General features: G+C 72.2%; 21 protein-coding genes. 13 read left to right on the forward strand and 8 right to left on the reverse strand.

Annotation, left to right across the window (positions count from 1 at the left end):
• The first annotated feature begins 85 nt into the window (after nt 1-85).
• The 4 genes from ectA to thpD all read left to right on the forward strand — a co-directional run bounded on the left by ectA (nt 86) and on the right by thpD (nt 3,292).
• Nucleotides 86-637, forward strand: coding sequence for a diaminobutyrate acetyltransferase (gene ectA / locus JT362_RS05735; RefSeq protein WP_260189952.1), 552 nt, complete (start codon nt 86-88; stop codon nt 635-637).
• 81 nt (nt 638-718) lie between these two features.
• Nucleotides 719-1,969, forward strand: coding sequence for a diaminobutyrate--2-oxoglutarate transaminase (gene ectB / locus JT362_RS05740; protein ID WP_260189953.1), 1,251 nt, complete (start codon nt 719-721; stop codon nt 1,967-1,969).
• Between the two features lie 19 nt (nt 1,970-1,988).
• Nucleotides 1,989-2,420 (forward strand): ectoine synthase, encoded by a 432-nt coding sequence (locus tag JT362_RS05745; protein ID WP_260189954.1) that lies wholly within the window; start codon nt 1,989-1,991, stop codon nt 2,418-2,420.
• Nucleotides 2,417-3,292: an ectoine hydroxylase gene (gene thpD / locus JT362_RS05750; protein WP_260189955.1), complete on the forward strand. Its 876-nt coding sequence runs from the start codon at nt 2,417-2,419 to the stop codon at nt 3,290-3,292. Before JT362_RS05745 ends, thpD begins: the two co-directional genes overlap by 4 nt.
• Nucleotides 3,293-3,300: 8 nt before the next feature.
• Here thpD and JT362_RS05755 read toward each other — a convergent pair whose 3' ends face one another.
• Nucleotides 3,301-3,642 (reverse strand): DoxX family protein, encoded by a 342-nt coding sequence (locus JT362_RS05755; RefSeq protein WP_260189956.1) that lies wholly within the window; start codon nt 3,640-3,642, stop codon nt 3,301-3,303.
• A gap of 235 nt (nt 3,643-3,877) precedes the next feature.
• Between JT362_RS05755 and JT362_RS05760 the strand changes: the two genes are divergently transcribed.
• Nucleotides 3,878-6,037, forward strand: coding sequence for an AfsR/SARP family transcriptional regulator (locus tag JT362_RS05760; RefSeq protein WP_260189957.1), 2,160 nt, complete (start codon nt 3,878-3,880; stop codon nt 6,035-6,037).
• 184 nt (nt 6,038-6,221) lie between these two features.
• On the opposite strand, the gene JT362_RS05765 is transcribed toward JT362_RS05760, so the two are convergent.
• Nucleotides 6,222-7,004: an SGNH/GDSL hydrolase family protein gene (locus tag JT362_RS05765; protein ID WP_260189958.1), complete on the reverse strand. Its 783-nt coding sequence runs from the start codon at nt 7,002-7,004 to the stop codon at nt 6,222-6,224.
• 145 nt (nt 7,005-7,149) lie between these two features.
• On the opposite strand from JT362_RS05765, the gene JT362_RS05770 reads away from it, so the two are divergent.
• The 3 genes from JT362_RS05770 to JT362_RS05780 are packed head-to-tail and all read left to right on the forward strand — an operon-like array spanning nt 7,150 to nt 9,200.
• Nucleotides 7,150-7,575, forward strand: coding sequence for a hypothetical protein (locus JT362_RS05770; protein WP_260189959.1), 426 nt, complete (start codon nt 7,150-7,152; stop codon nt 7,573-7,575).
• A 60-nt stretch (nt 7,576-7,635) separates the two neighbouring features.
• On the forward strand, nt 7,636-8,406 hold the full coding sequence (locus JT362_RS05775; protein WP_260189960.1) for a hypothetical protein: 771 nt from the start codon (nt 7,636-7,638) through the stop codon (nt 8,404-8,406).
• Entirely contained in the window at nt 8,403-9,200 is a 798-nt protein-coding gene (locus JT362_RS05780; RefSeq protein WP_260189961.1) for an ESX secretion-associated protein EspG, read from the forward strand. The genes JT362_RS05775 and JT362_RS05780 overlap by 4 nt, the downstream gene beginning before the upstream one ends.
• A gap of 7 nt (nt 9,201-9,207) precedes the next feature.
• On the opposite strand, the gene JT362_RS05785 is transcribed toward JT362_RS05780, so the two are convergent.
• Nucleotides 9,208-10,467 (reverse strand): serine hydrolase, encoded by a 1,260-nt coding sequence (locus JT362_RS05785; RefSeq protein WP_260189962.1) that lies wholly within the window; start codon nt 10,465-10,467, stop codon nt 9,208-9,210.
• A gap of 15 nt (nt 10,468-10,482) precedes the next feature.
• Complete coding sequence (locus JT362_RS05790) at nt 10,483-10,968, reverse strand: DUF3887 domain-containing protein (protein WP_260189963.1); 486 nt, start codon at nt 10,966-10,968, stop codon at nt 10,483-10,485.
• 306 nt (nt 10,969-11,274) lie between these two features.
• On the opposite strand from JT362_RS05790, the gene JT362_RS05795 reads away from it, so the two are divergent.
• Nucleotides 11,275-11,988, forward strand: coding sequence for a DUF3159 domain-containing protein (locus JT362_RS05795; protein WP_260189964.1), 714 nt, complete (start codon nt 11,275-11,277; stop codon nt 11,986-11,988).
• Nucleotides 11,989-12,011: 23 nt separating this feature from the next.
• Here JT362_RS05795 and JT362_RS05800 read toward each other — a convergent pair whose 3' ends face one another.
• From JT362_RS05800 to JT362_RS05810, 3 genes are read right to left on the reverse strand one after another with little or no spacing between them, the layout of a single operon-like run.
• Nucleotides 12,012-12,959 carry an N-acetylglucosamine kinase gene (locus JT362_RS05800; protein ID WP_260189965.1) on the reverse strand — a complete coding sequence of 316 codons (948 nt, stop codon included), beginning with the start codon at nt 12,957-12,959 and terminating at the stop codon, nt 12,012-12,014.
• Nucleotides 12,956-13,426: a winged helix-turn-helix transcriptional regulator gene (locus JT362_RS05805; RefSeq protein ID WP_260189966.1), complete on the reverse strand. Its 471-nt coding sequence runs from the start codon at nt 13,424-13,426 to the stop codon at nt 12,956-12,958. The genes JT362_RS05800 and JT362_RS05805 overlap by 4 nt, the downstream gene beginning before the upstream one ends.
• 53 nt (nt 13,427-13,479) lie before the next feature.
• The gene (locus tag JT362_RS05810; protein ID WP_260189967.1) at nt 13,480-14,517 is read right to left on the reverse strand and encodes an SIS domain-containing protein; all 1,038 of its coding nucleotides are present in this window, start codon (nt 14,515-14,517) and stop codon (nt 13,480-13,482) included.
• 180 nt (nt 14,518-14,697) lie between these two features.
• Between JT362_RS05810 and JT362_RS05815 the strand changes: the two genes are divergently transcribed.
• Both JT362_RS05815 and JT362_RS05820 read left to right on the forward strand, forming a co-directional pair.
• The gene (locus JT362_RS05815) at nt 14,698-15,456 is read left to right on the forward strand and encodes a GntR family transcriptional regulator (protein WP_260189968.1); all 759 of its coding nucleotides are present in this window, start codon (nt 14,698-14,700) and stop codon (nt 15,454-15,456) included.
• On the forward strand, nt 15,453-16,979 hold the full coding sequence (locus JT362_RS05820) for an MFS transporter (RefSeq protein WP_260189969.1): 1,527 nt from the start codon (nt 15,453-15,455) through the stop codon (nt 16,977-16,979). Before JT362_RS05815 ends, JT362_RS05820 begins: the two co-directional genes overlap by 4 nt.
• A 25-nt stretch (nt 16,980-17,004) precedes the next feature.
• Here JT362_RS05820 and JT362_RS05825 read toward each other — a convergent pair whose 3' ends face one another.
• Complete coding sequence (locus JT362_RS05825; RefSeq protein ID WP_260189970.1) at nt 17,005-17,970, reverse strand: threonine ammonia-lyase; 966 nt, start codon at nt 17,968-17,970, stop codon at nt 17,005-17,007.
• Between the two features lie 119 nt (nt 17,971-18,089).
• Between JT362_RS05825 and JT362_RS05830 the strand changes: the two genes are divergently transcribed.
• Nucleotides 18,090-18,827 (forward strand): hypothetical protein, encoded by a 738-nt coding sequence (locus tag JT362_RS05830; RefSeq protein WP_260189971.1) that lies wholly within the window; start codon nt 18,090-18,092, stop codon nt 18,825-18,827.
• A 192-nt stretch (nt 18,828-19,019) separates the two neighbouring features.
• Entirely contained in the window at nt 19,020-19,937 is a 918-nt protein-coding gene (locus tag JT362_RS05835; RefSeq protein WP_260189972.1) for a S1 family peptidase, read from the forward strand.
• Nucleotides 19,938-19,958: the final 21 nt, after the last annotated feature.

Raw genomic sequence — 19,958 nt, forward strand, 5'->3', positions numbered from 1 at the left:
CAATCTCCGCGAATCCCCAGGTGACCGGGGGGCCGTCACGCGCTCGGGCTGAGCCGCGGAAAATTCTCTGTTACGTTCTGTTGGTATGTCCGGAAAGCACGCAAACCGTGCCAAGGGCGACAAGCGAGGGGCGGCGGATCAGGTGATCGACGAACCGTCTGTTTCGGACGGAGCGGAGATCTGGCGGATCGCGCGCGATTCCGGAAAGCTTGATCTGAACTCCTCTTACGCTTACCTCATGTGGTGTCATGATTTCGCCGACACCTCCGCCGTTGCGCGCGTGGACAACGAAGTGGTCGGGTTCGTCATCGGCTACCGCAGACCGGCCAGACCCGACACCGTCGTGGTCTGGCAGATCGCGGTCGACGCCTCCCAGCGCGGGCGGGGTACCGCCGGGGCGCTGCTCGACTCCCTGATGGAGCGCCTGGTCGAACAGGGCGTGCGTCACATGGAGACCACGATCACACCCGACAACGCCGCGTCCAACGCGTTGTTCGCCGCCCTGGCGAAGCGCTGGGACACGACCATGGCCGAGGCCGGGACGTTCGACGCCGGCGACTTCCCCGACGAGCACGAGTCCGAGATCCGGTTCCGGATCGGGCCGTTCGCCGCACCGGGAGTGCGCGCGGCATCGTAGCTCGTATTCATCCACCGTATGCCGAACGAATCGCAACAATCGCGCTACAGCGCGTGGGGCAAACCCCATTTGAGGAGAATCGTGAACGTTTTCGAGACGGTCGAATCGGAAGTGCGGAGTTACTGCCGTAGTTGGCCGGTGGTGTTCGACCGGGCCACCGGGTCGTGGCTGTACGACGAGGACGGCAACGGATACCTGGACTTCTTCGCGGGCGCGGGGGCGCTCAACTACGGGCACAACAACCCGGTGCTCAAGCAGGCCCTGGTCGACTACATCATGCGCGACGGCGTGACCCACTCGCTGGACATGCAGACCGTCGCCAAGCGTGACTTCCTGGAGACCTTCACCGACACGGTGTTGAGCCCGCGCGGCCTGGACTACAAGATCATGTTCCCCGGCCCGGCCGGCGCGAACGCGGTCGAGGCGGCGCTCAAGCTGGCCCGCAAGATCACCGGCCGCGAGTCGATCATCAACTTCACCAACGCCTTCCACGGCATGACGCTGGGCGCGCTGTCGGTCACCGGCAACTCGATGAAGCGCGGCGGCGCCGGCATCCCGCTGGTGCACGCCACCCCGATGCCCTACGACAACTACCTGGACGGCAAGGTCGAGGACTTCCTGTGGTTCGAGCGGCTGCTCGAGGACAGCGGGTCCGGCCTGAACGAGCCGGCCGCGGTCATCGTGGAGACCGTGCAGGGTGAGGGCGGCATCAACGTCGCCCGCGACGAGTGGCTGCGCGGCCTCGCCGAGCTGTGCAAGCGCCACGACATGCTGCTGATCGTCGACGACGTGCAGATGGGCTGCGGCCGCACCGGCCCGTTCTTCAGCTTCGAGTCCGCCGGCATCACCCCGGACATCGTCTGCCTGTCCAAGTCCATCGGCGGCTACGGCCTGCCGCTCGCGGTCACCCTGCTGCGCCCGGAGCTGGACGTCTGGGAGCCGGGCGAGCACAACGGCACCTTCCGCGGCATCAGCCCGGCGTTCGTCGCCTCCACGGAGGCACTGCGCACCTACTGGCGCGACGACAAGCTGGAGAAGAGCACCCTCGCCAAGGGCGAGCAGGTCGGCCGGGTGATGACCGAGCTGGCCGAGGCGCACCCCGGCACCCCGATGCTCGCCAAGGGCCGCGGGCTCGCGCGCGGGCTGTCCTTCGAGAACGGTGAGATCGCCAGCAAGGTCTGCCGCGCCGCGTTCGACCGGAAGCTGCTGATGGAGACCTCCGGTCCGGACGGCGAGGTCGCGAAGGTCATGCCCCCGCTGACCGTCACCGACGAGGAGCTGGCCGACGGGCTCGACCGGCTCACCGCAGCCGTGCGCGCCGTGTGCGCCTGAGGATCGAAGGAGAGTCAACGTGTTCGTCAGCTCGGTGCATGACCTGGACGACACCGATCGCGACATCAAGACGCCGAACTGGCGCAGCAAGCGGGTCGTGCTGGCCAAGGAGGGCGTCGGCTTCTCCGTGCACGAGACCACGCTCTACGCCGGCACGGTGAACGACTTCTGGTACGCCAACCACATCGAGGCGGTGTTCGTCGTCGAGGGCGAGGGCGAACTGCTCGACAAGGAGACCGGCGCCACGCACGAACTGAAGCCGGGAAGCCTCTACCTGCTCGACAAGCACGACCACCACCAGGTGCGCCCGCGCACCGACATGCGGACCGTGTGCGTGTTCAACCCGCCCGTGACCGGGCGCGAGGTGCACGACGAGAACGGCGTCTACCCACTGGTGGTCGAGGAGGCCGCCGGCGAGCCGTCGACCGTGATGGAGGGGAAGAGCGCATGACGCTCACCGACACCGGGACCGCCGATCCCTATCCCACAAGGATGTCCGGCGATCCCGAGTTGCTCGACCGGTACGAGCCGACGGTGTGGACGACCGGGATGGCGGGTCCGATCGACCCGGCCACCCTCGCCGCCCACGACAGCCGCGGCTACTCGATCCACCACGACCTGCTGAGCGCCCCCGAGGTCGCCGCCTTCCGCGACGAGCTCGACCGCCTGCCGTCCACTATGGAGGGTGACCGGCGGGTGATCGTCGAGGACGGCCAGGTGCGCACGATCTTCCAGGTGCACCGGGTCAGCCCGCTGGTCGCCGAGTTGGTGCGGGACCCGCGCGTGCTCGACCGGGCCAGGCAGATCCTCGGCTCCGAGGTGTACGTGCACCAGAGCCGGGCGACCTACCTGCCCGCGTTCGAGGGCCGGGGCAACTACTGGCACTCGGACTTCGAGACCTGGCACGCCGAGGACGGCATGCCGGCCCCGCGCGCGGTCAGCATGTCGGTCGCGCTGACCGACCACCACCCGTTCAACGGCGGGCTGATGATGATGCCGGGCTCGCACCGCACGTTCGTGCCCTGCTCCGGCGGCACGCCCCCGGAGCACTACCGCACGCCGCTGCGCGACCACGAGATCGGGCTGCCGAGCACCGCGCACCTGACCAGCCTGGCCAGTGCGTACGGGATCGAGCAGTACACCGCGCACGCCGGCGCCGCGGTCATGTTCGACGCGAACCTGATGCACGGCTCCGGCAACAACATCACGCCCTTCCCCAAGGCCAACATCTTCCTGGTGTTCAACAGCGTGGAGAACACCCTGCGGGCCCCGACGCGGCCGGTCTTCGTGGCCGACCGCGACTTCACGCCGCTGCACCGCTAGACCCCGCACTAGATCCACAGCACGAGCGAGGCGACCACCGGCGCCGCGTACATCAGTGGGAACGGGACGTGCGCGTACGAGCGCGCCCGCAACACGGTGACGACGGCGCCGGTGAAGTACAGCACCAGCCCGACGGCGGCCGCCACGCCGATGACCGGCACGAACAGGCCGACGACCAGGCCGATGGCGCCGGCCGCCTTGGCGGTGCCGAGCCACGGCCACCACGAGCGCGGCACGCCGTACTCGGCCAGCGGCTCCACCACCCACTTCGCGTGGAGGAAGACCGAGACGGCCGAGAACCCGACCATGGCGGCGCCGACGATGGTGACGATGGTGTACGCGGTGGACATGATGTGCTCCTCATCGGTTCGTTCGATGCCTTCACCGCTACGACCCGCGCCGGGCGGCAAGTGTGACCGGACGCCGAAAACTGGCCTCTGACCTGCGCGTACCGAGTGGTCGTTAGGCCATCCGGATGACGGATCGGCCGGAAACCGCACGTCCGGGAGCCCGAGCCCGTACCTTGTGCTGAGTCGGCCGGGCGGTACAGAGTGGGCCCGGGTGCAACTGTGGGGGTGGTGACCCGTGGCCGACCGTCGGGACAGCTGGGGCACCGGCCCCCGGTTCTGCCTGCTCGGCCCGGTCCAGGTGCTCGTGGGGGAGCACCCGGTGCCGATGGGCGGGCCAGGCATGCGCGGCGTGCTCGCCATGCTGCTGCTCGAGCCCAACCAGGTGGTGCCGCTGGACCGGATGGTCGACGTGCTGTGGGCGCACGAGCCGCCGGCCAGCGCGCGCACCATGGTCCAGGGCTACGTCTCCGGTCTGCGCCAGCGGCTCGCCGCGCTCGACGGCACCGGAGCCGTCCGCATCGCCACCACCCCGCCCGGGTACCGGCTGGTCCTCGACGAGTCGCTGATCGACGTCACCGTCGCGCGGGACCTGCTCGCCCAGTCCCGCGGCACCTCGGCCACCCGGCGCGCGGAGCTGCTCCGCACCGCGCAGGCGCTCTGGCGCGGCCCGGAGCTCGCCGACGTCAGCAACCGGGTCACCGCGCCGGAGCTGACCGAGCTGCGGCTGGCCGTCCTGGAGGCCCGCTTCGACGCCGACCTCCAACTCGGCCGGCACCACGAGATCATCGGCGAGCTGCAACAACTGGTCGACGAACACCCGTACCGCGAACGGCTCGTCGGCCAGCTCATGCTCGCGCTCTACCGCTCGGGCCGCCGGGCCACCGCGCTCGCCGCCTACCAGCGCTTCGCCAAGCGCGCCGCCGGCGAACTCGGCATGGACCCCGGCCCGCTGCTGCGCGGCCTGCACGTCCGGGTGCTGCGCGACGACACCACGCTGCTGGAGCCGTCGCCGGAGCCGGTGGTGGCGCCGAGGGTCGGCGTGCTCGTGCCGGCCCAGCTGCCCAGGACGCCGTCCGGGTTCGCCGGCCGCGAGGACGAGCTGGCCTGGCTGGACCGGCTGCTCCCCGGCGACCGGCCGCGCGAGGGGGCCACCGCGACCGGCGTGCTCGCCGGGGCGGCCGGTGTCGGCAAGACCGCGCTCGCCGTGCACTGGGCGCACCGGGCGGCCGAGCGGTTCCCGGACGGCCAGCTGTTCGCGCATCTGCGCGGCTTCGACCCCCGGCACGCGCCGATGGCGGCGGCCGACGTGCTCACCCGGTTCCTGCTCGCGCTCGGCGTCGGCGGCGAGGACGTGCCGGTCGGGCTGGACGACCGGGCGGCGCTGTACCGCTCGATCCTGGCCGACCGGCGGGTACTGGTGGTCCTCGACGACGCGCGGGATGCCGAGCAGATCGAGCCGCTGCTGCCGCCGGCGTCGTCGTCGCTGGTGCTGGTCACCACCCGGCTGCGGCTGGACGCGCTGGTCGCCAGGACCGGCGCGCGGCTGCGGGTGCTCGGCACGCTCGCGGCGGACGCGGCCGAGCAGGTGTTGGAGCTGATCGCCGGCTCACCGGCCGAGGGCCGGGACCGTGAGCTGCGCCGGCGCCTCGCCCGGCTGTGCGGGCACCTGCCGCTCGCGCTGCGGATCGCCGGCGCGCGGCTGGCCGGCGGTCCACAGTGGTCGGTGGCGGACCTGGTGGCCGAGCTGGCCGACGAACGCGGCCGGTTGTCCGCGCTGGATCTGGACGACCCGGCGACGAGCGTGCGCGCCGCGTTGGACGTGACCTACCGGAGCCTGGCCCAGGAGTTGGCGGACACGGTGTGCCTGCTCGGGTTGTTCCCCGGTCCCCGGCTCGGCCCGTACCCGGTGGCGGCGCTGTGCGGGATCCCGGTCGAGGTCGCGCGCCGGCGGCTGCGCGCGCTGGCCGCCTCGTTCGTGGTGACCGAGGCGAGCCGGGACGTGTTCCTGATGCACGACCTGGTTCGCCTGCACGCCAACGAACTCGCCGCCAAGCTGTCCGAAGAGGACACATCGGTGGCGCGTCGGCGGCTGCTGCGCTACTACCTGGTAGGCGCGGACGCGGCCCGGCGCGGGCTGCGTGACGAGCCGGACGACGAGCCGGCGCTGGCGGAACGGTTCCCGGACACGGTGCGTGTCCCGATCGACACCCAGCGGGATGCCGCGGAGTGGATCGAGCAGGAGTGGACGAACCTGCTGGCGGTGGTGGAGTCCGGCCTGGAGGCGGGCCAGGACGAGGAGATCGTGCAGCTGGCGCGGATGGCGAGCGAGTTCGCCGAGGGCACCCGCACGCTGGGGCCGCTGGTGCTCAGCCGGTCGGTGCGGCTCGTCGTTTAGCGAACAGTTAGCCGTTCGCCGCCGGTAGGTGAAAGGCTCTCGCCGCGGTACTCGTTGTCCCGGAGCCAGATCGTCGAGTGCCGGGGCGGCACTGCCAACGTGGGGGTGTGCTGCCCGAGCGAACCGGCCGGCACCGTGGGGGACGTGTGCCGGCCGGTTCTCGCTGTGTCCGTCGCGTTGTTCCTCAGGCGGTCGCCTGGTGGTCGTGCGTGATCGGCCGGAGCTCCGGGCGCTTGGGCACCAGCCCGTCGCCCATCGACTCGCCGCGCAGCTGCCGCCGCACCCACGGCAGCAGATGCGTGCGGGTCCAGACGAGATCCGCCTGGCGCGACCGGATCCACGGCGTCGGCTCGGTCGGCGGCCACGGCTCGCGCCAGTCCTCGCCGACCGGGACGCCGAGCACCTCGGCCGTGCGCAACGCGATCCGCCGGTGTCCCTCCGGCGAGAAGTGCAGCCGGTCGTCGCTCCACGCGCGCACGTCGGCGAGCACCGGCATCGCCCACAGGTCCACGACCCGGGCGCCTTGCCGGTCGGCGATCGCGCGCAGGTGCGCGTTGTAGATCGCCACCTTCCCGCGCACCCGCCGCACCACCGGCTGGTTGCGCGGATCCGGCCCGGTGAACACGACCACCTCGCAGCCGGCCGCGCGCAGGGCGGCCACCGCCGCCTCGAACTCGTTCGCGAGCTCGTCCACGTCACTGCCCGGCACGATCAGGTCGTTGCCGCCCGCGCACATCGTGACCAGGTCCGGGCGCACCTGCTCGACGACGGGCACCTGCTCGTCGATGATCTCCCGCAACAGCTTCCCCCGGAGCGCGAGATTCGCGTACCGGAAATCGGGGTCGCGCGCGGCGAGCGTCTCGGCGAGCCGGTCGGCCCATCCGATGTAGCCGCCGTCCGGACCCTCGTCACTCAACCCCTCGGTAAAACTGTCCCCGATGGCCACCCAGCTGGTCACCCCTGGCACGGTCCCTCCCCTCCCTGCGAGCCTGCCCCTTTCCCTAAACCCCCAGGATGCCGTGTCATTCCCACCCGGCGCCACCGCCTTTCAGCGGTGCTCGACTTCGCTATCATGCGGAGCGTCATCAGTTGACCACCGAGGGGATTTCCTCGTGTACATCGACCCGAACGCCGCGCCCCCGGAGGAGCAGACCACCCGCCCCAGCGACGCGAGTCTGGGCGGGGTCGTCGGAGCCGGCATGCGCGATCTGATCAAGGCCGTGACCATCGGCAACCTGCGGGTCGACCCGGTCACCGGCGCCGCCACGATCGACGCGATCCGCTCGGTGCGCGACCAGGTCGACATCCTGCGCCGGCTCGCCCAGGCCGACGGAAACGGTCTCGGCGGCGGCTACGCCCGGCAGGTCGAGGCGTTCAACAAGGAGTGGGCGCTCGAGGGAACCGAGGTCCTGGACCGGTTCAGCGAACAGTTGGACCGGCTCGGTGAGGCCGTGGCGCAGAGCATGTCCACCTACCTGGCGGCCGACGAGAGCGGGGCGGCGCACGTCGCGTCGGTGCGGCCCGACTCCGCTGAGTGACCCCACATTGCGCCCGAATTGGGGATTTGTTGACGCCGGGACACCCGCGAGGATGAACGGATGACCGGTCACGGTGAGCGGCGGGTACCGACGGCGGCGGTGCACCCGGCCGCGTTCGACCACGAACAGCTCAAACAGTGGACCGACCAGGCCGAGCCCGGTGCCGCCCAGGGCGTCGCGGACCACTGGGCCAGCACGGGCGCCGCGCTGGTCGAGGCGGGCGACGCGCTCGGGCGCGCGTGTGCCACGTCCGAGTCGGGCTGGACCGGCGAGGCGGCCGAGGCGATGCGCGCCCGGCTGAACGAGATCGCCGCGTGGAGCCGTACCACCGGCGCTCGGATCACCGAGGCGAGCCAGGCGGTCGCCCGACAGGGGGAGGCCGCCGAGACCGCGCGCCGGGCGATGCCCGAGCCGGTTCCGTACGACCCGGCCGGCATGATCCGGGAGGCGAGCGGCGGCGGGCTGCTGGGCCTGGCCGCGTTGCCCCAGCGGCTGTTCGCCCAGAAGCAGCGGCACGACGCCGCGCACGCGGAGGCCGTCCGGGTGGTGACCGAACGGGACAACGCCATGCACTCGGCCGCCGGGACGGTCGCCGTGTTCGAACTCCCGCCCACGCTCGACGGCTCGGCCGTGCGGGTGTCCCGCGCGACCCCGCCACCCGCGCCGGCGCCGGTGCGGGTGGCCATTCCCGCGCAGCCCGGCGGCCCGGTCGCCGACGCGCCGACCGGGTTCCTGCGGACCGTCGACGGCGTCTTCGACGATGTCTTCGACGACTCCGGCGACGCGGTGCGCACCGCACCCGCGGTCCTCGGCGGGCCGGACGAGGGATGAACGTCGAGCTGTCGCTCGCCGCGCTAGACACGCTCTGGGAGGATCACGGCCTCGGCCGGGTGCCGTTCCCGCTCGAGGTGACCGTGCACGGCGACACGGCCGACGCGCGCGCCGGCATCAAGGCGGCCGTCTACGACGACCTCGCGGGCCGCGGCCTGTCGACCGGCGATCTGGCCGACGCCCTGCGCCTGCTGGCCGAACCGGCGGCGGCCCTCGACCTGGTGGCGCTGCTGGACCTGTCCGACGACGTGCCGGTCCGGGCGGTGGGCGCGTTGCGGGGCCGGCACGGGCTGCTCGCCGTGCAGGGCGCCAGAACGGTGTGCCTGCGCGGAACGCGGGACACGGAGCTGGCGGAGGTGCTCGTCGGTCTGCTGCCGCGCACGCCGGCGGGTCCTGGCTCCTCGATCACCCAGCCGGTGGCGGCGCTCCGAGTGGGCGGCCACGCCCGCGCCCGCCCGGGTGGTGTCCTGCGCACGGTGACGCCCCGGGCGGCGGCGGACAGCAAGCTCCGCGCGATCGCGGCGATCATGGAGCGCCCGGTGCTGCGGGCCGGGCAGCTCGGCGTGACCCTGGTCGACGAGTCGGGTCGCCGCGACCGCGCCCCCGGCATCACCTGGTTCGACACCGACGACGGCCGCTACGCCACCACCACGACCCCCGGCCAGGACGGCGAGGACTGGGTGACGGTGTGGCCGGCCGACAACGCGCGGCTGGCCCACCGCCTCACCGAAGCCGTCACCGGCGGTTCACCGCCATCACCGGCGAGCGTGTCTACGCCGATCAGGCCGAGCTGACCAGGGTTCAGGCGAGTTCCAGGCCGCCGCGGGCCAGGGCGATGGCCTTGGGGGTGATCGACGGGTCGAGCGCGCCGTCCGGGTCGGCCAGCATCACCGAGGACACCAGGGTGCGGCCGTCGGCCGTGCGGGCCAGGTAGTTGACCGTGAGCACTCCTGGCTCCGAACCGCCCTTGAACCAGACGGTCGGGAACTCGTCGCGGTCCAGGCCGATCTGACCGTCCGAAATGGACATCGCGGTCGCCACGGCCGGGTCGTCGAGCGACCGCAGGCCGGCGAGGATCCGGCACATGTCCGTCGGCGACCCGAACCACTCGATCGAACCGATGTCGCGCGGCTCGGTCCACGGCACGATCCGCTCGCGCGGCACCTCGTTCAGCACCGGCAGCAGTGCGGCGCGCAGGCCGCGCGGGAACGACAGGTACGTGTCGGCCAGGGCCGGGTAGCGGAAACCCTTGAGCGTGAACAGTTCCCGGGTCGTGAGCAGCGGCTTGTTCCGATCGCGGTCGTTCCCGTGGGCGGTCATCTCACGCAGCACCGCGCGGCGCCCGAGGAAGTGCACGAGGTGGTCGGTCGCCGTGTTGTCGCTGATCGAGATCATCAGGTTCGCGTGCTCGCGCAACGTCACCGGCGTTCCGGCCGGCCGGTCCTGCAGTACCCCGCTCGGCAGGCTCTTCCATTCGTCGCGGATCGGCAGGTTCTGATCCCAGCTCGCCCGGCCGTCGGCCACGGCCCGGCCGAGCGCGGACAGCACGTACAGCTTGAACGCGGACCCGAGCGGACGCGCGCGGTTCCCGTCGACCTCGTGGATCGGTCGGCACCCGTCGTCGACCGAGGAGGTGGTGAACGACACCTGAGGCGCGAGTGTCCGCAGTCGACTGTCCAGTTCGGACCAGGACTGCGGACTCGGCACGTGCGGTGTGAGCTGCAACGTCGACACCAGACCGGCGTCGTCGACCGCGAGCACGACCAGGAAGTCCGACAGCACCGCCTGCAGCGACGCCGGGGACGAGTCCACGATCCGGTCCAGGGTCAACGGTCCGAGCCCGGTCAGCGTCTCGTTGAACGCCGCCGGCCCACCGATCGCGGCCAGGAACTCGGCCGACAGGTGTGCTCGCTGCTCCGCCTCGGAGACCGGTGCGCGCGCCGACGCGTCGACGAACCACGCCAGCTGTTCCTCGGCGGTGGCCGGCGGGCTCGCCACCGCCGGTGCGCTCGGCACCACCAGGGCGACGAGCACGAGGACTGTCGTTACCAGACGGCGCATGCCGCTCCTTCTCGGTCAGGTCGGCAGCAAGTACAGCCCGCCGACGGATCCGTCCCGGTGGAAGCTGACCCGCCCGAGCACCTCGCCGGCCTCGCAGTGCAGCGTCACGTTGACCACCGTCAACTCGCCGGCGAGGACCGTGTAGGGCTCACCCATCCGCTCGAACCGCCCGATCGTGCCGACGACCGTCGCCCAGACGGTGGCGACCTGCTCGGCCGGGATCTCCGCGCGCATCCGCTCGTCGAAGTCCCGCCGCACGGCCGTCCAGTCGCCCGCCACCAGGTCGCCGAGCAGCGCGATCGCGCGCTCCGCGGCGTCGGGGAGTGCGTCAGCTCCCGGGTGAGGGACGACCGGCCGCCCGAACCGCTGGAACGCCGCCTGGCGGGAGATGCCGAGTGCTTCCCCGACCTCCTGCCAGGTGTGGCCAGCGGCGCGCGCTCGCTCGACCGACCGCCGCAACACCTCCTCGGCGCGACGGGCGTGGTCGCGGGCCCGCGCCACCTCGTCCAGCGGTGGGCCGCCGCCTCCCTCGTTGTCAACGTATCCTTGACGTGCTTCGGTCGTCAACCCTGCTTTGACGCGCGCCCGCCTGCCCGCGCTCCGACAGGTCGCGTCGCAATACCGACGTCGCCGCCCTTTTCCGTGCTGCAGCGGCAGTGCGCGCCCGCACGCCAGGCAGGTGCTCGGCTGGTCTACGTTGGCCATACACTTTTCCGTGTCGATTCCGTGTCCGCACGCAATTCTAAAACGTGCTGTCAGCACGGTGTGCGCACCGGGTGCCAGAACGGATGAGGCACGCTGTACCTCGTGACGGAGCGGCCGACCGACCAACTGGGGCTGCGCGAACTGCTCGGTGGACGCCGCGGCGCGATCGACGCGAGCATCCCACCGGCGGTGTTCGTGGTCGCCTGGCTGTTGTCGGACCGTTCGATCGCCTGGGCCGCCCTCACCGCGATCACCACCGGCGCGGTACTGGGAGCGGTGCGCCTGGCCAGGGGCGGCCGGGTCACGGCGGTACTGGCGAGCGTGGCCGCGGTGGCGGGAGCGGCGCTGCTCGCGCTGTACACGGGTCGGGCGCAGGACTTCTTCCTGGTGCAGGTGCTGGCGAACGTGGCGAGCGCCCTGGCGTGGGCGGTGAGCATCCTGATCCGCTGGCCGCTGCTGGGCGTCGTGGTCGGCACGCTGCTCGGTCAGCGAACCAGGTGGCGTCGCGACCCGGACCTGCTACGCGCGTACGCCCGCGCGAGCTGGGTGTGGGTGTTCGGGCAGTACACGCTGCGGGTGCTGGTGTTCGGTGCGCTGTGGTGGTCGGGCTGGGTGGTGGCGCTCGGCGTGGCCAGACTCGCCCTCAGCTGGCCCCTGGTAGCCCTGACGGTGGCGACGAGCGCGGTGGTGCTGCGCCGAACCCTGCCGTCGGATCACCCGGGACTCCGTCACCCGCGCACCCCGGAGACCCCGGCTCCCGGTCGCCGCCCCGAGGCCGCCGATCGAGAAGCCCCACCTCACCCCACCGACGACTGACGAGGAACCTCGTTCCGTCAAGGTCAGGTGTGGGGGCGTGGTGCGGTTGGGCCGGTGACCGAGAGGGCGGCCAGCCACGCGGCACCCAGCGCGCCGTCCGGGGCGAACAGGACCGGGGCCTCGGTCAGGGATGCCAACCTCGCCCGCAGCGCGGCCCCGACCGGGCTCTCGGGGCCGATCACGGAGCCGGCCAGGACGATGGGGGTGTCCTCGTCGGGTTGGCGGGCCGTTTGCGCGATCGCGGCCAGGTGTTCGGCGGCGCGGGTGACGATGTCGGCGGCGGCGGGGTCGGTCGCGGCGAGGGCGCTGACCGTGGACGCGAAGCGGGCCAGGCGGATCGGCGGCTCGGCGTTCGCGGCGGTGATCAGGTGGTTCACCGTCTTCGTGTCCACATCGGACAACGTCGGCAGGGCCTCGGTCAGGACGGCTCGGGCCAGGGGGCCCGGGGGTTCGGCCAGTTGGAGCGTGCGCAGCGTGACGCGGACGGCCTCGCGGCCGATCCAGTACGCGGAGCCCTCGTCGCCGAGGAGCCAGCCCCAGCCGTCGATCCAGGACGCCTTGCGGTGGTCGACGATCCGCGCCGCGACGGCGCCGGTGCCGCCGATGACCACGGTGCCGGTCGGTTCGGACGTCGCCGACGCGAAGGCCACCTCGGCGTCGCTCACCACGGTGACCGGGCCGGTGACCCCGACCTGGTCGAGGGCGGTCTCGAAGGCCGCCACGACCGCGGGGTCGGTGAACTTGCTCTCGCCGGCCATGCCGAGAACGCACGCCCGCACCCGGGGCGCGCCGGCGAGCGCGTCGCGGACGGCCTCGGCCACGCGTTTCGCGGCCAGGTCGGTGGGGTGGGAGTTGGGGTTGCCGCCGCCGGCCGTGCCGCGGCCGTGCACGGTGCCGTCGGGGCGGACGGCCAGTGCTCGGGTGGACGTGCCGCCTACGTCGACGCCGACATCCACGCTGTGCTCGGTCAACGGTGTCCCTCCACGGTCGCCAGGCCGGGGCCGGGTTCGAACCTCACCCGGTCGGCGGTCAGCTCGACTCCGCAGCGTGCGCAGTTCACCGCCGCCTCGGTGGGGTGGTCGCAGTCGAGGTGGTGCAGCAGGGCCGGCGGGCCGGCGCCACCATCGAGCCACGTGTCACCCCAACGGATGATCGCGGCGAGTGCGGGGAAGAAGTCGCGGCCCATCTCGGTCAGCGGGTACTCGTAGCGCGCCGGCCGGTCCTGGTAGCGGACGCGTGCGAGCAGGCCGGCGCCGGTCAGCCGGTCGAGCCGCTCGGTCAGCGTGTTGCGTGCGATCCCGAGCGCCGCCTGGAACTGGTCGAACCGGCGCACTCCGTGGAACGCCTCGCGCAGCACCAGCAGGGTCCACTGGTCGCCGAGCAGGTCCATCGTTCTGGCGATGGAACACGGCCAGCGGGCGAACGAGGTCCTTCGCACCCCGGGGAGTGTAGGCCGCGCGAACGCGGACCGTAATGCGCCGAACGCATGCATTACCTCGTTCGGGTCACCTTGCTGAGTCCGCGTGGCTGGTCCGGGTCGCCGCCCCGGGCGAGCGCCAGGCCGAGCGCGAGCCGCTGCAGCGGCAGGATCTCCAGGATCGGGGCGACCTCCTCGGCCGTCGCCGGCAGCTCGATGCGGTGGTCGGCCGGCACGTCGCCGGCGGCGGAGCCGACCGCGAGCACGTCGGCGCCCCGGTCGCGCACCGCGGCGAGCACGTCGTGCATCGCCTCCCCGCCGCGGCCCCGGCTGGTCACCGCCACCACGCCGGTCGACGAGTCGATCGCGGCGACCGGGCCGTGCAGCAGGTCCGCGCCGCTGTACGAACGGGCGCCGAGGTAGCTGGTCTCCGCCAGCTTGAGCGCGGCCTCGGCGGCGGTGGCCGAGGAGTAGCCGCGCCCGGTGGTGACCACGCGCTCCACCGAGCGGTACCGCTCCACCGCGGCCGCGACGCCGTCGGCCGAGTCCGCAAGCGTTTGCGCGGCCAGTTCCCCGAGGCCGGCGACCGACTCGCCCGAGCCGCCGCGCGCGGCGTCGACCAGCAGGTACAGCGTCAGCAGGGTGGCCGAGTAGGTCTTGGTAGCCGCGACCGCCAGCTCCTCGCCCGCGCCGATGTGCACCGAGTGCTCGGCGACCGCGGACAGCGGCGAGTCGGGCGTGTTCGTCACCGCGATGGTCAGCGCGCCCCGGCCGCGGGCGGCCTTCGTCGCCTCCACCAGATCGGGTGAACCGCCGCTCTGGCTGACGGTGACGTGCAGCACGCCCTCCAGATCCGGCTCGGCGCCGTAGAGCGTCGTCGTGGACGGCGAGACCAGGCCAGCTGGAAGATTGAGAAGTACCTCGATCAGGTACTTCGCGTACAACGCCGCGTGATCACTCGAACCGCGGGCGGCGAGCAGTGCGAACCGCGGCCGGCGGGCCGCGGCGAGCGCGGCGACCTCGGCCAGCTCCGCTCGTCGTGCCAGCACCGCGTCGAACACCGACGGCTGCTCGGCGATCTCCGCCGACATCCGCGCACCGGCCTCGGACATGCATCCTCCCCGTCCACGATCCCGCTCACGATCGTCCAAGTAGGTCTAGACCAATCATGGTATCGCTGTAGGGTGGTCCGACGCGAGGGGAGTAACGGATGTCCCACATCCGGCGGGTGTGCCTGCGCCGTCGGGGGAGGGGGAGGCATCCTGTAACCGGGACCGTCGTCTGGAGGAGCCATGCTGGAAACGTCGGCAGCGCAGGAGCAGCCCGACACCGCCGCTCGCGCGTTGCGGGAGCCCAAGTACTGGGGGCTCAAGCGGCACCTGCTCGAGCTGCTCAGGTCGCTGCCGCCCGGCTCGCCGATCCCGACCGAGCGCTCGCTGGCCGCCGAGTTCGACGTCTCCCGCACCACGGTCCGCCAGGCGCTCGCCGACCTGACCGTCGAGGGCAGGCTGCTTCGCGTGCAGGGCAAGGGCACGTTCGCGGCGGAACCCAAGGTGGCGCAACGGCTCCAGCTGTCGTCGTACACAGAGGACATGCGCGCGCAGGGCCGCGAGCCGTCCTCCCGGCTGCTCGACATGTCCGAGATCCCGGCCGAGAGCGAGCTGCCGGGCCTGCTCGGCGTGCGCGCCGGGGCGAAGGTGCTGCGCCTGCAACGGCTCCGCCTGGCCGACGGCGAGCCGATGGCGATCGAGACCACGCACCTGCCGCTCGGCCGGTTCCGCGGCCTGCGCAAGTACGTCGCCGCGGGCGGCTCGCTCTACCAGGTGCTCAAGGAGCGCTACGACGTCGAGATGGGCCACGCGGAGGAGACGATCGAGACCGCGCTCGCCGGCCCGCACGAGGCGGAACTGCTGGGCGCGGACGTCGGGATGCCGATGCTGCTGCTGTCCCGGCACGTCTACGACACGACCGAACGGCCGGTGGAGTGGGTCCGTTCGGTGTACCGGGGCGACCGCTACAAGTTCGTCGCCGAGCTGAACAAGCCGTCGTGACGTCCCCGGCCGGGGACCAGGTCCGCTGGGGCAGCCCGGCGGCGCGCGGTGTGTTGACCGCGACGATCCTCGGCTCGGGCATGGCGTTCCTGGACGGCACCGTGGTCAACATCGCGCTGCCGAGGATCGGTGCCGAGTTCGACGCGTCGGTGTCCGGTCTGCAGTGGATCGTCGACGGGTACCTGTTGTCGCTGGCCGCGCTGATCCTGGTCGCGGGCTCGCTCGGCGACCGGTTCGGCCGCCGCCGGGTCTACCTGGTCGGCGTGGTGTGGTTCGGCGCGGCGTCGGTGCTGTGCGGCGTCGCGGCGAACACCGGAATGCTCGTGCTGGCCCGCGTCCTCCAGGGCGTCGGCGGCGCGCTGCTGACACCGGGCGCGCTCGCGATCATCCAGTCGGCGTTCGTGCGCGGTGACCGGGCGCGGGCGATCGGCGCGTGGTCGGGGCTGGGTGGGATCGCCAGCGCACTCGGCCCGCTGGTGGGTGGCCTGCTGGTGCAGGCGTGGTCGTGGCGGCTGGCGTTCCTGGTCAACGTGCCGCTCGCGGTGCTGTGCGTGTGGTTCACCAGGCGGTACGTTCCGGAGTCGTGCGACCGGACGGCCGGCGGTCGACCGGACGTGATCGGCTCGGTACTCGGCGCGCTCGGCCTGGCGGGGTTGACGGCGGCGCTGGTCGAAGGCCCACCGCGCGGTTGGGGTGACCCGCTGGTGGCCGCGTCGCTGGTGGTCGGCGTCGCCGCCCTGGCGGCGTTCGTGGTGGCGCAGCGCCGGCAGCGGGATCCGCTGGTGCCGCCGGGCCTGTTCGCCGACCGGACGTTCGTGCTGGCGAACGCGCTGACGTTCGTGGTCTACGCGGCCCTTGGCGGCGTGATGATGCTGTTCGTCCTGCAGCTGCAGACGTCCCTGTCCTATTCGCCGACCGCGGCGGGCATGGCCGCCCTGCCGATGTCGCTGCTGATGCTGCTGTTCTCGGCGCGCTCGGGCAAGGCCGCCCAGCGGTTCGGCCCGCGCTGGTTCCTGGTGGTCGGCCCGATGGTGCTGGCCGCCGGGATGGCGCTGCTGACGTTGGTCACCCCCGGGGCGTCGTACTGGCTGGTGGTCCTGCCCGCGATGGTGGTCTTCGGCCTGGGCCTGGTGACCGTGGTGGCCCCGGTCACCGCGACCGTCCTCGCGGCGGCCGACGACCGCCACGCCGGCGTGGCGTCCGGCGTCAACAACGCGATCGCTCGAACCGGTGGCCTCCTGGCGGTGGCCGTACTACCCGCGGCGGTGGGCCTGAGCGGCGAGGCGTACGTGGACCCGACGGCCCTGACGTCGAGCTGGCAGTCGGCGATGTGGCTGTGCGCGGGGCTGGCGGTGGTGGGTGGCCTGCTCGCACTCGGGGTGCGCAACGACGTGTTGACCCCGGTGGTCGAGGAGGGACCGGCCGAGGCCCCGCGACCGGGCGAGTGCGTCCAGTGCGGCATCGTCGACCCACCGACACACGTCGTACCACCCCGCGAAACCCGAGCCGACCCAGCGGCCTGAGTTGTCCACAACCCAGCCCAGTGGCTTACGGGGTGGGGTGGGTCAGGAGTTCGGCCAGGAGGGATTGGTCGAGGTTGCCGCCGGAGACGATGGCCACGGTGCGGCCTTGGGGTAGGTCCGCGGTTCGGTTGAGGTAGGCCGCGGTCGTCACGGCGCCGCTGGGTTCGGCTACCAGGCGGGCGCGGGTGGCCAGGGTGACCACGGCCGCGCGGATCTCCTCCTCCGACACGGTCACGATCGTGTCCACGCGTTCCCTCAGGTGGGCGAACGTCAGGTCCGACGGGGCCGCCCGCAGGCCGTCGGCGATGGTGCGGGCTCGGTCCTCGTCGGTCCACCGGACCCGGTGGCCGGCCGCCAGGCTCTCGGCGGCATCGCCGGCCAACGCCGGTTCCACGCCGATCACGGCCGCCTTCGGGCACAACGCCTTGATCGCGGTCGCCACGCCGGAGGCGAGGCCACCGCCGCTGACGGGGACCAGAACCGCTTCGACATCCGGCAGGTCGGCGGCGATCTCCAGGCCGATCGTGCCCTGACCGGCGATCACGTCCGGGTGGTCGAACGGCGGGATCAGCGTCGCGCCACGCTCCGCTACCAGCCGTTCGGCGACGATCTCCCGGTCGGTGATCGGCACCACGACCACCTCGGCGCCGTGGGCCCGGGTCGCCTCGATCTTCGTCGTCGGGGTGTTCTCGGGGACGACGATCGTGGCGCGGAGGCCGAAGCGCTTCGCCACGTAGGCGACCGCCTGCGCATGGTTACCGCTCGAGTACGCGACGACGCCGTTCGCCCTGGCGGACGCCGGGATCCGGGCGATCGCGTTGGCCGCGCCGCGGATCTTGAACGCGCCGATCGGCTGCAGGTTCTCCGGTTTGAGCCACAGCGGACGGGCCGGGTCCGCCCAGTCGCACCGCAGCAGCGGGGTCCGCACGGCTGCGGCGTCCTTGATTCGCTCGGCGGCGGCGTGCACGTCCTCGACGCTGATCAGGTTCACGCCTACGAGTATGCACTGTCCACAATGGACTATGATGCTGCTCACCTTCGCCCAACCGCGGGAGCACCACCGCCGTCGCTCTCGTTGGAATCGATGCAGTCGCGGGCGAGAACGGGATCATGAGCAAGAAGCAGGACACCGAGAGCATCCGGGTCAGCCAGGTCGTGGCCGCCGCGCTGGCCGCGGTCACGGCCGCGTTGCTCGGCTCGACCATGGGTGTCGCGGGCACCGTGGTCGGCGCGGGCGTCGCGAGCGTCGTCAGCACCGTCGGGGGTGCCCTCTACCTGCGGTCCATCCAGCGCACCGGCGAAAGCGTGCGCAACGTCCGCGACCGCGTCGTCACCCGCGCCGGATCGACGACGGTCACCGTCACCGAGGAGAAACCGGACGAGACGCCCGGCGAAGCCGGTGAGGAAGACGGCGAGGACGGCGACCAGGAGCGGCCGCCGCGGGCCGGGCGGATCAGTTGGCCGGCCGTGATCGTCGGCAGCGCGCTCGCGTTCGTGCTCGGCATGGCGGTGATCACCGGCGTCGAATGGCTGCGCGGCGAACCGCTGTCCGGCGGCGACGGCACGACGGTCGAGGGGATCGTCCGGCCGCACCACGGCGACCGCGGCACCGACGTGCGCGACGAGCCGGCGCCGGCACCGTCGTCGCCGGGTCAGCGGCCGACGGCCCCCGCCGAGACCGACGTGTCGACCGTCACCGTCACCACGGCACCCCCGCCGACCAGCGAGGACCAGGAGCCGAGCGTTCCGCCGAGCGGACCGGACGCCACGACGACGACGCCGCCGACCACGACGACCGACGCCGAGCCGACCGGTTCGGCCTCGCCGCCGCCGGCCAGCGATGACTAACTGTTCGTAGCCGAGACGTCGCCCAATGGCAACTGTTGTCCCCCAATGGGCGCTACCCGAATGCGCGTTCAGTAAATAGCTTCGTGAACGTCATCTGACCGGATGGCGAATTTGATCCCTCTTGTTGCCCGAGACGGATCACCCCTTTCCGTTCTCGGGTCCCCCTGCTACCCAAGACGAGGGAGAACATCGATGAAACGCACAATCGCGAGACTGGTGGGCGGCGCGCTGCTGGCAGCCGGCGTGGCGCTCACCCTGACCGCACCGGCCAACGCGGCGGACGCCGCGGTGGACGTCGCTGCGCCGAGCGCGGCGCAGCTCTCCGCGGCCCAGGCCAAGCTGGACAGCGCGGCCTCGTCCCGGCCGAGCAACGTGACCGGCTGGTACGTCGACCAGTCGTCGAAGTCGCTCGTCGTCGAGGTGCACGGCGCCGACGCGGGCGTGGCGAAGTGGGCCGCGAAGCACGGCGCCACCGACATCCAGGTCCGGAAGGTCGCCCAGGCGCCCCAGCCGTACTGGAGCCTGATCGGCGGCCAGGCGATCACGACGACCAGCGGTTCCCGGTGCTCACTGGGCTTCAACGCCCGGATCGGCAGCTCGCGCTACGTGATCACCGCCGGCCACTGCACCGACCTCGGTGGCACGTGGTCAGGCACCGGCGGCACGATCGGCGGCGTCGCCGCGTCGTCGTTCCCGGGGGACGACTACGGCGTCATCGCCGTGCAGTCGTCCTCGGCGCAGTCGACCCCGCTGGTCGACCGGTACAGCTCCGGCGGCGACGTGACGGTCACCGGTGCCGCGAACGCGTCCACCGGCATGGCGGTGTGCCGCTCCGGCTCGACGACCGGCTGGTACTGCGGCAGCGTCACGGGCACGAACACGACCGTGTGCTACCAGCAGGGCTGCATCTACCAGATGATCCGCACGAACGTGTGCGCCGAGCCGGGCGACTCCGGCGGCTCGCTGGTGACCCGGCCGAGCGGCTCGACCGTGCGCGCGCTGGGCATGACCTCCGGCGGCTCCGGCAACTGCCGCACCGGCGGCACGACGTACTACCAGCCGGTGACCGAGGTCCTGAACCGGTACGGGATGACCCTGTACACGGGCTGACGTGACCCCGCGGCGGACGGG

It is taken from the genome of Actinophytocola gossypii (genome assembly GCF_025165815.1).
Taxonomy (GTDB): Bacteria; Actinomycetota; Actinomycetes; order Mycobacteriales; family Pseudonocardiaceae; genus Actinophytocola; species Actinophytocola gossypii.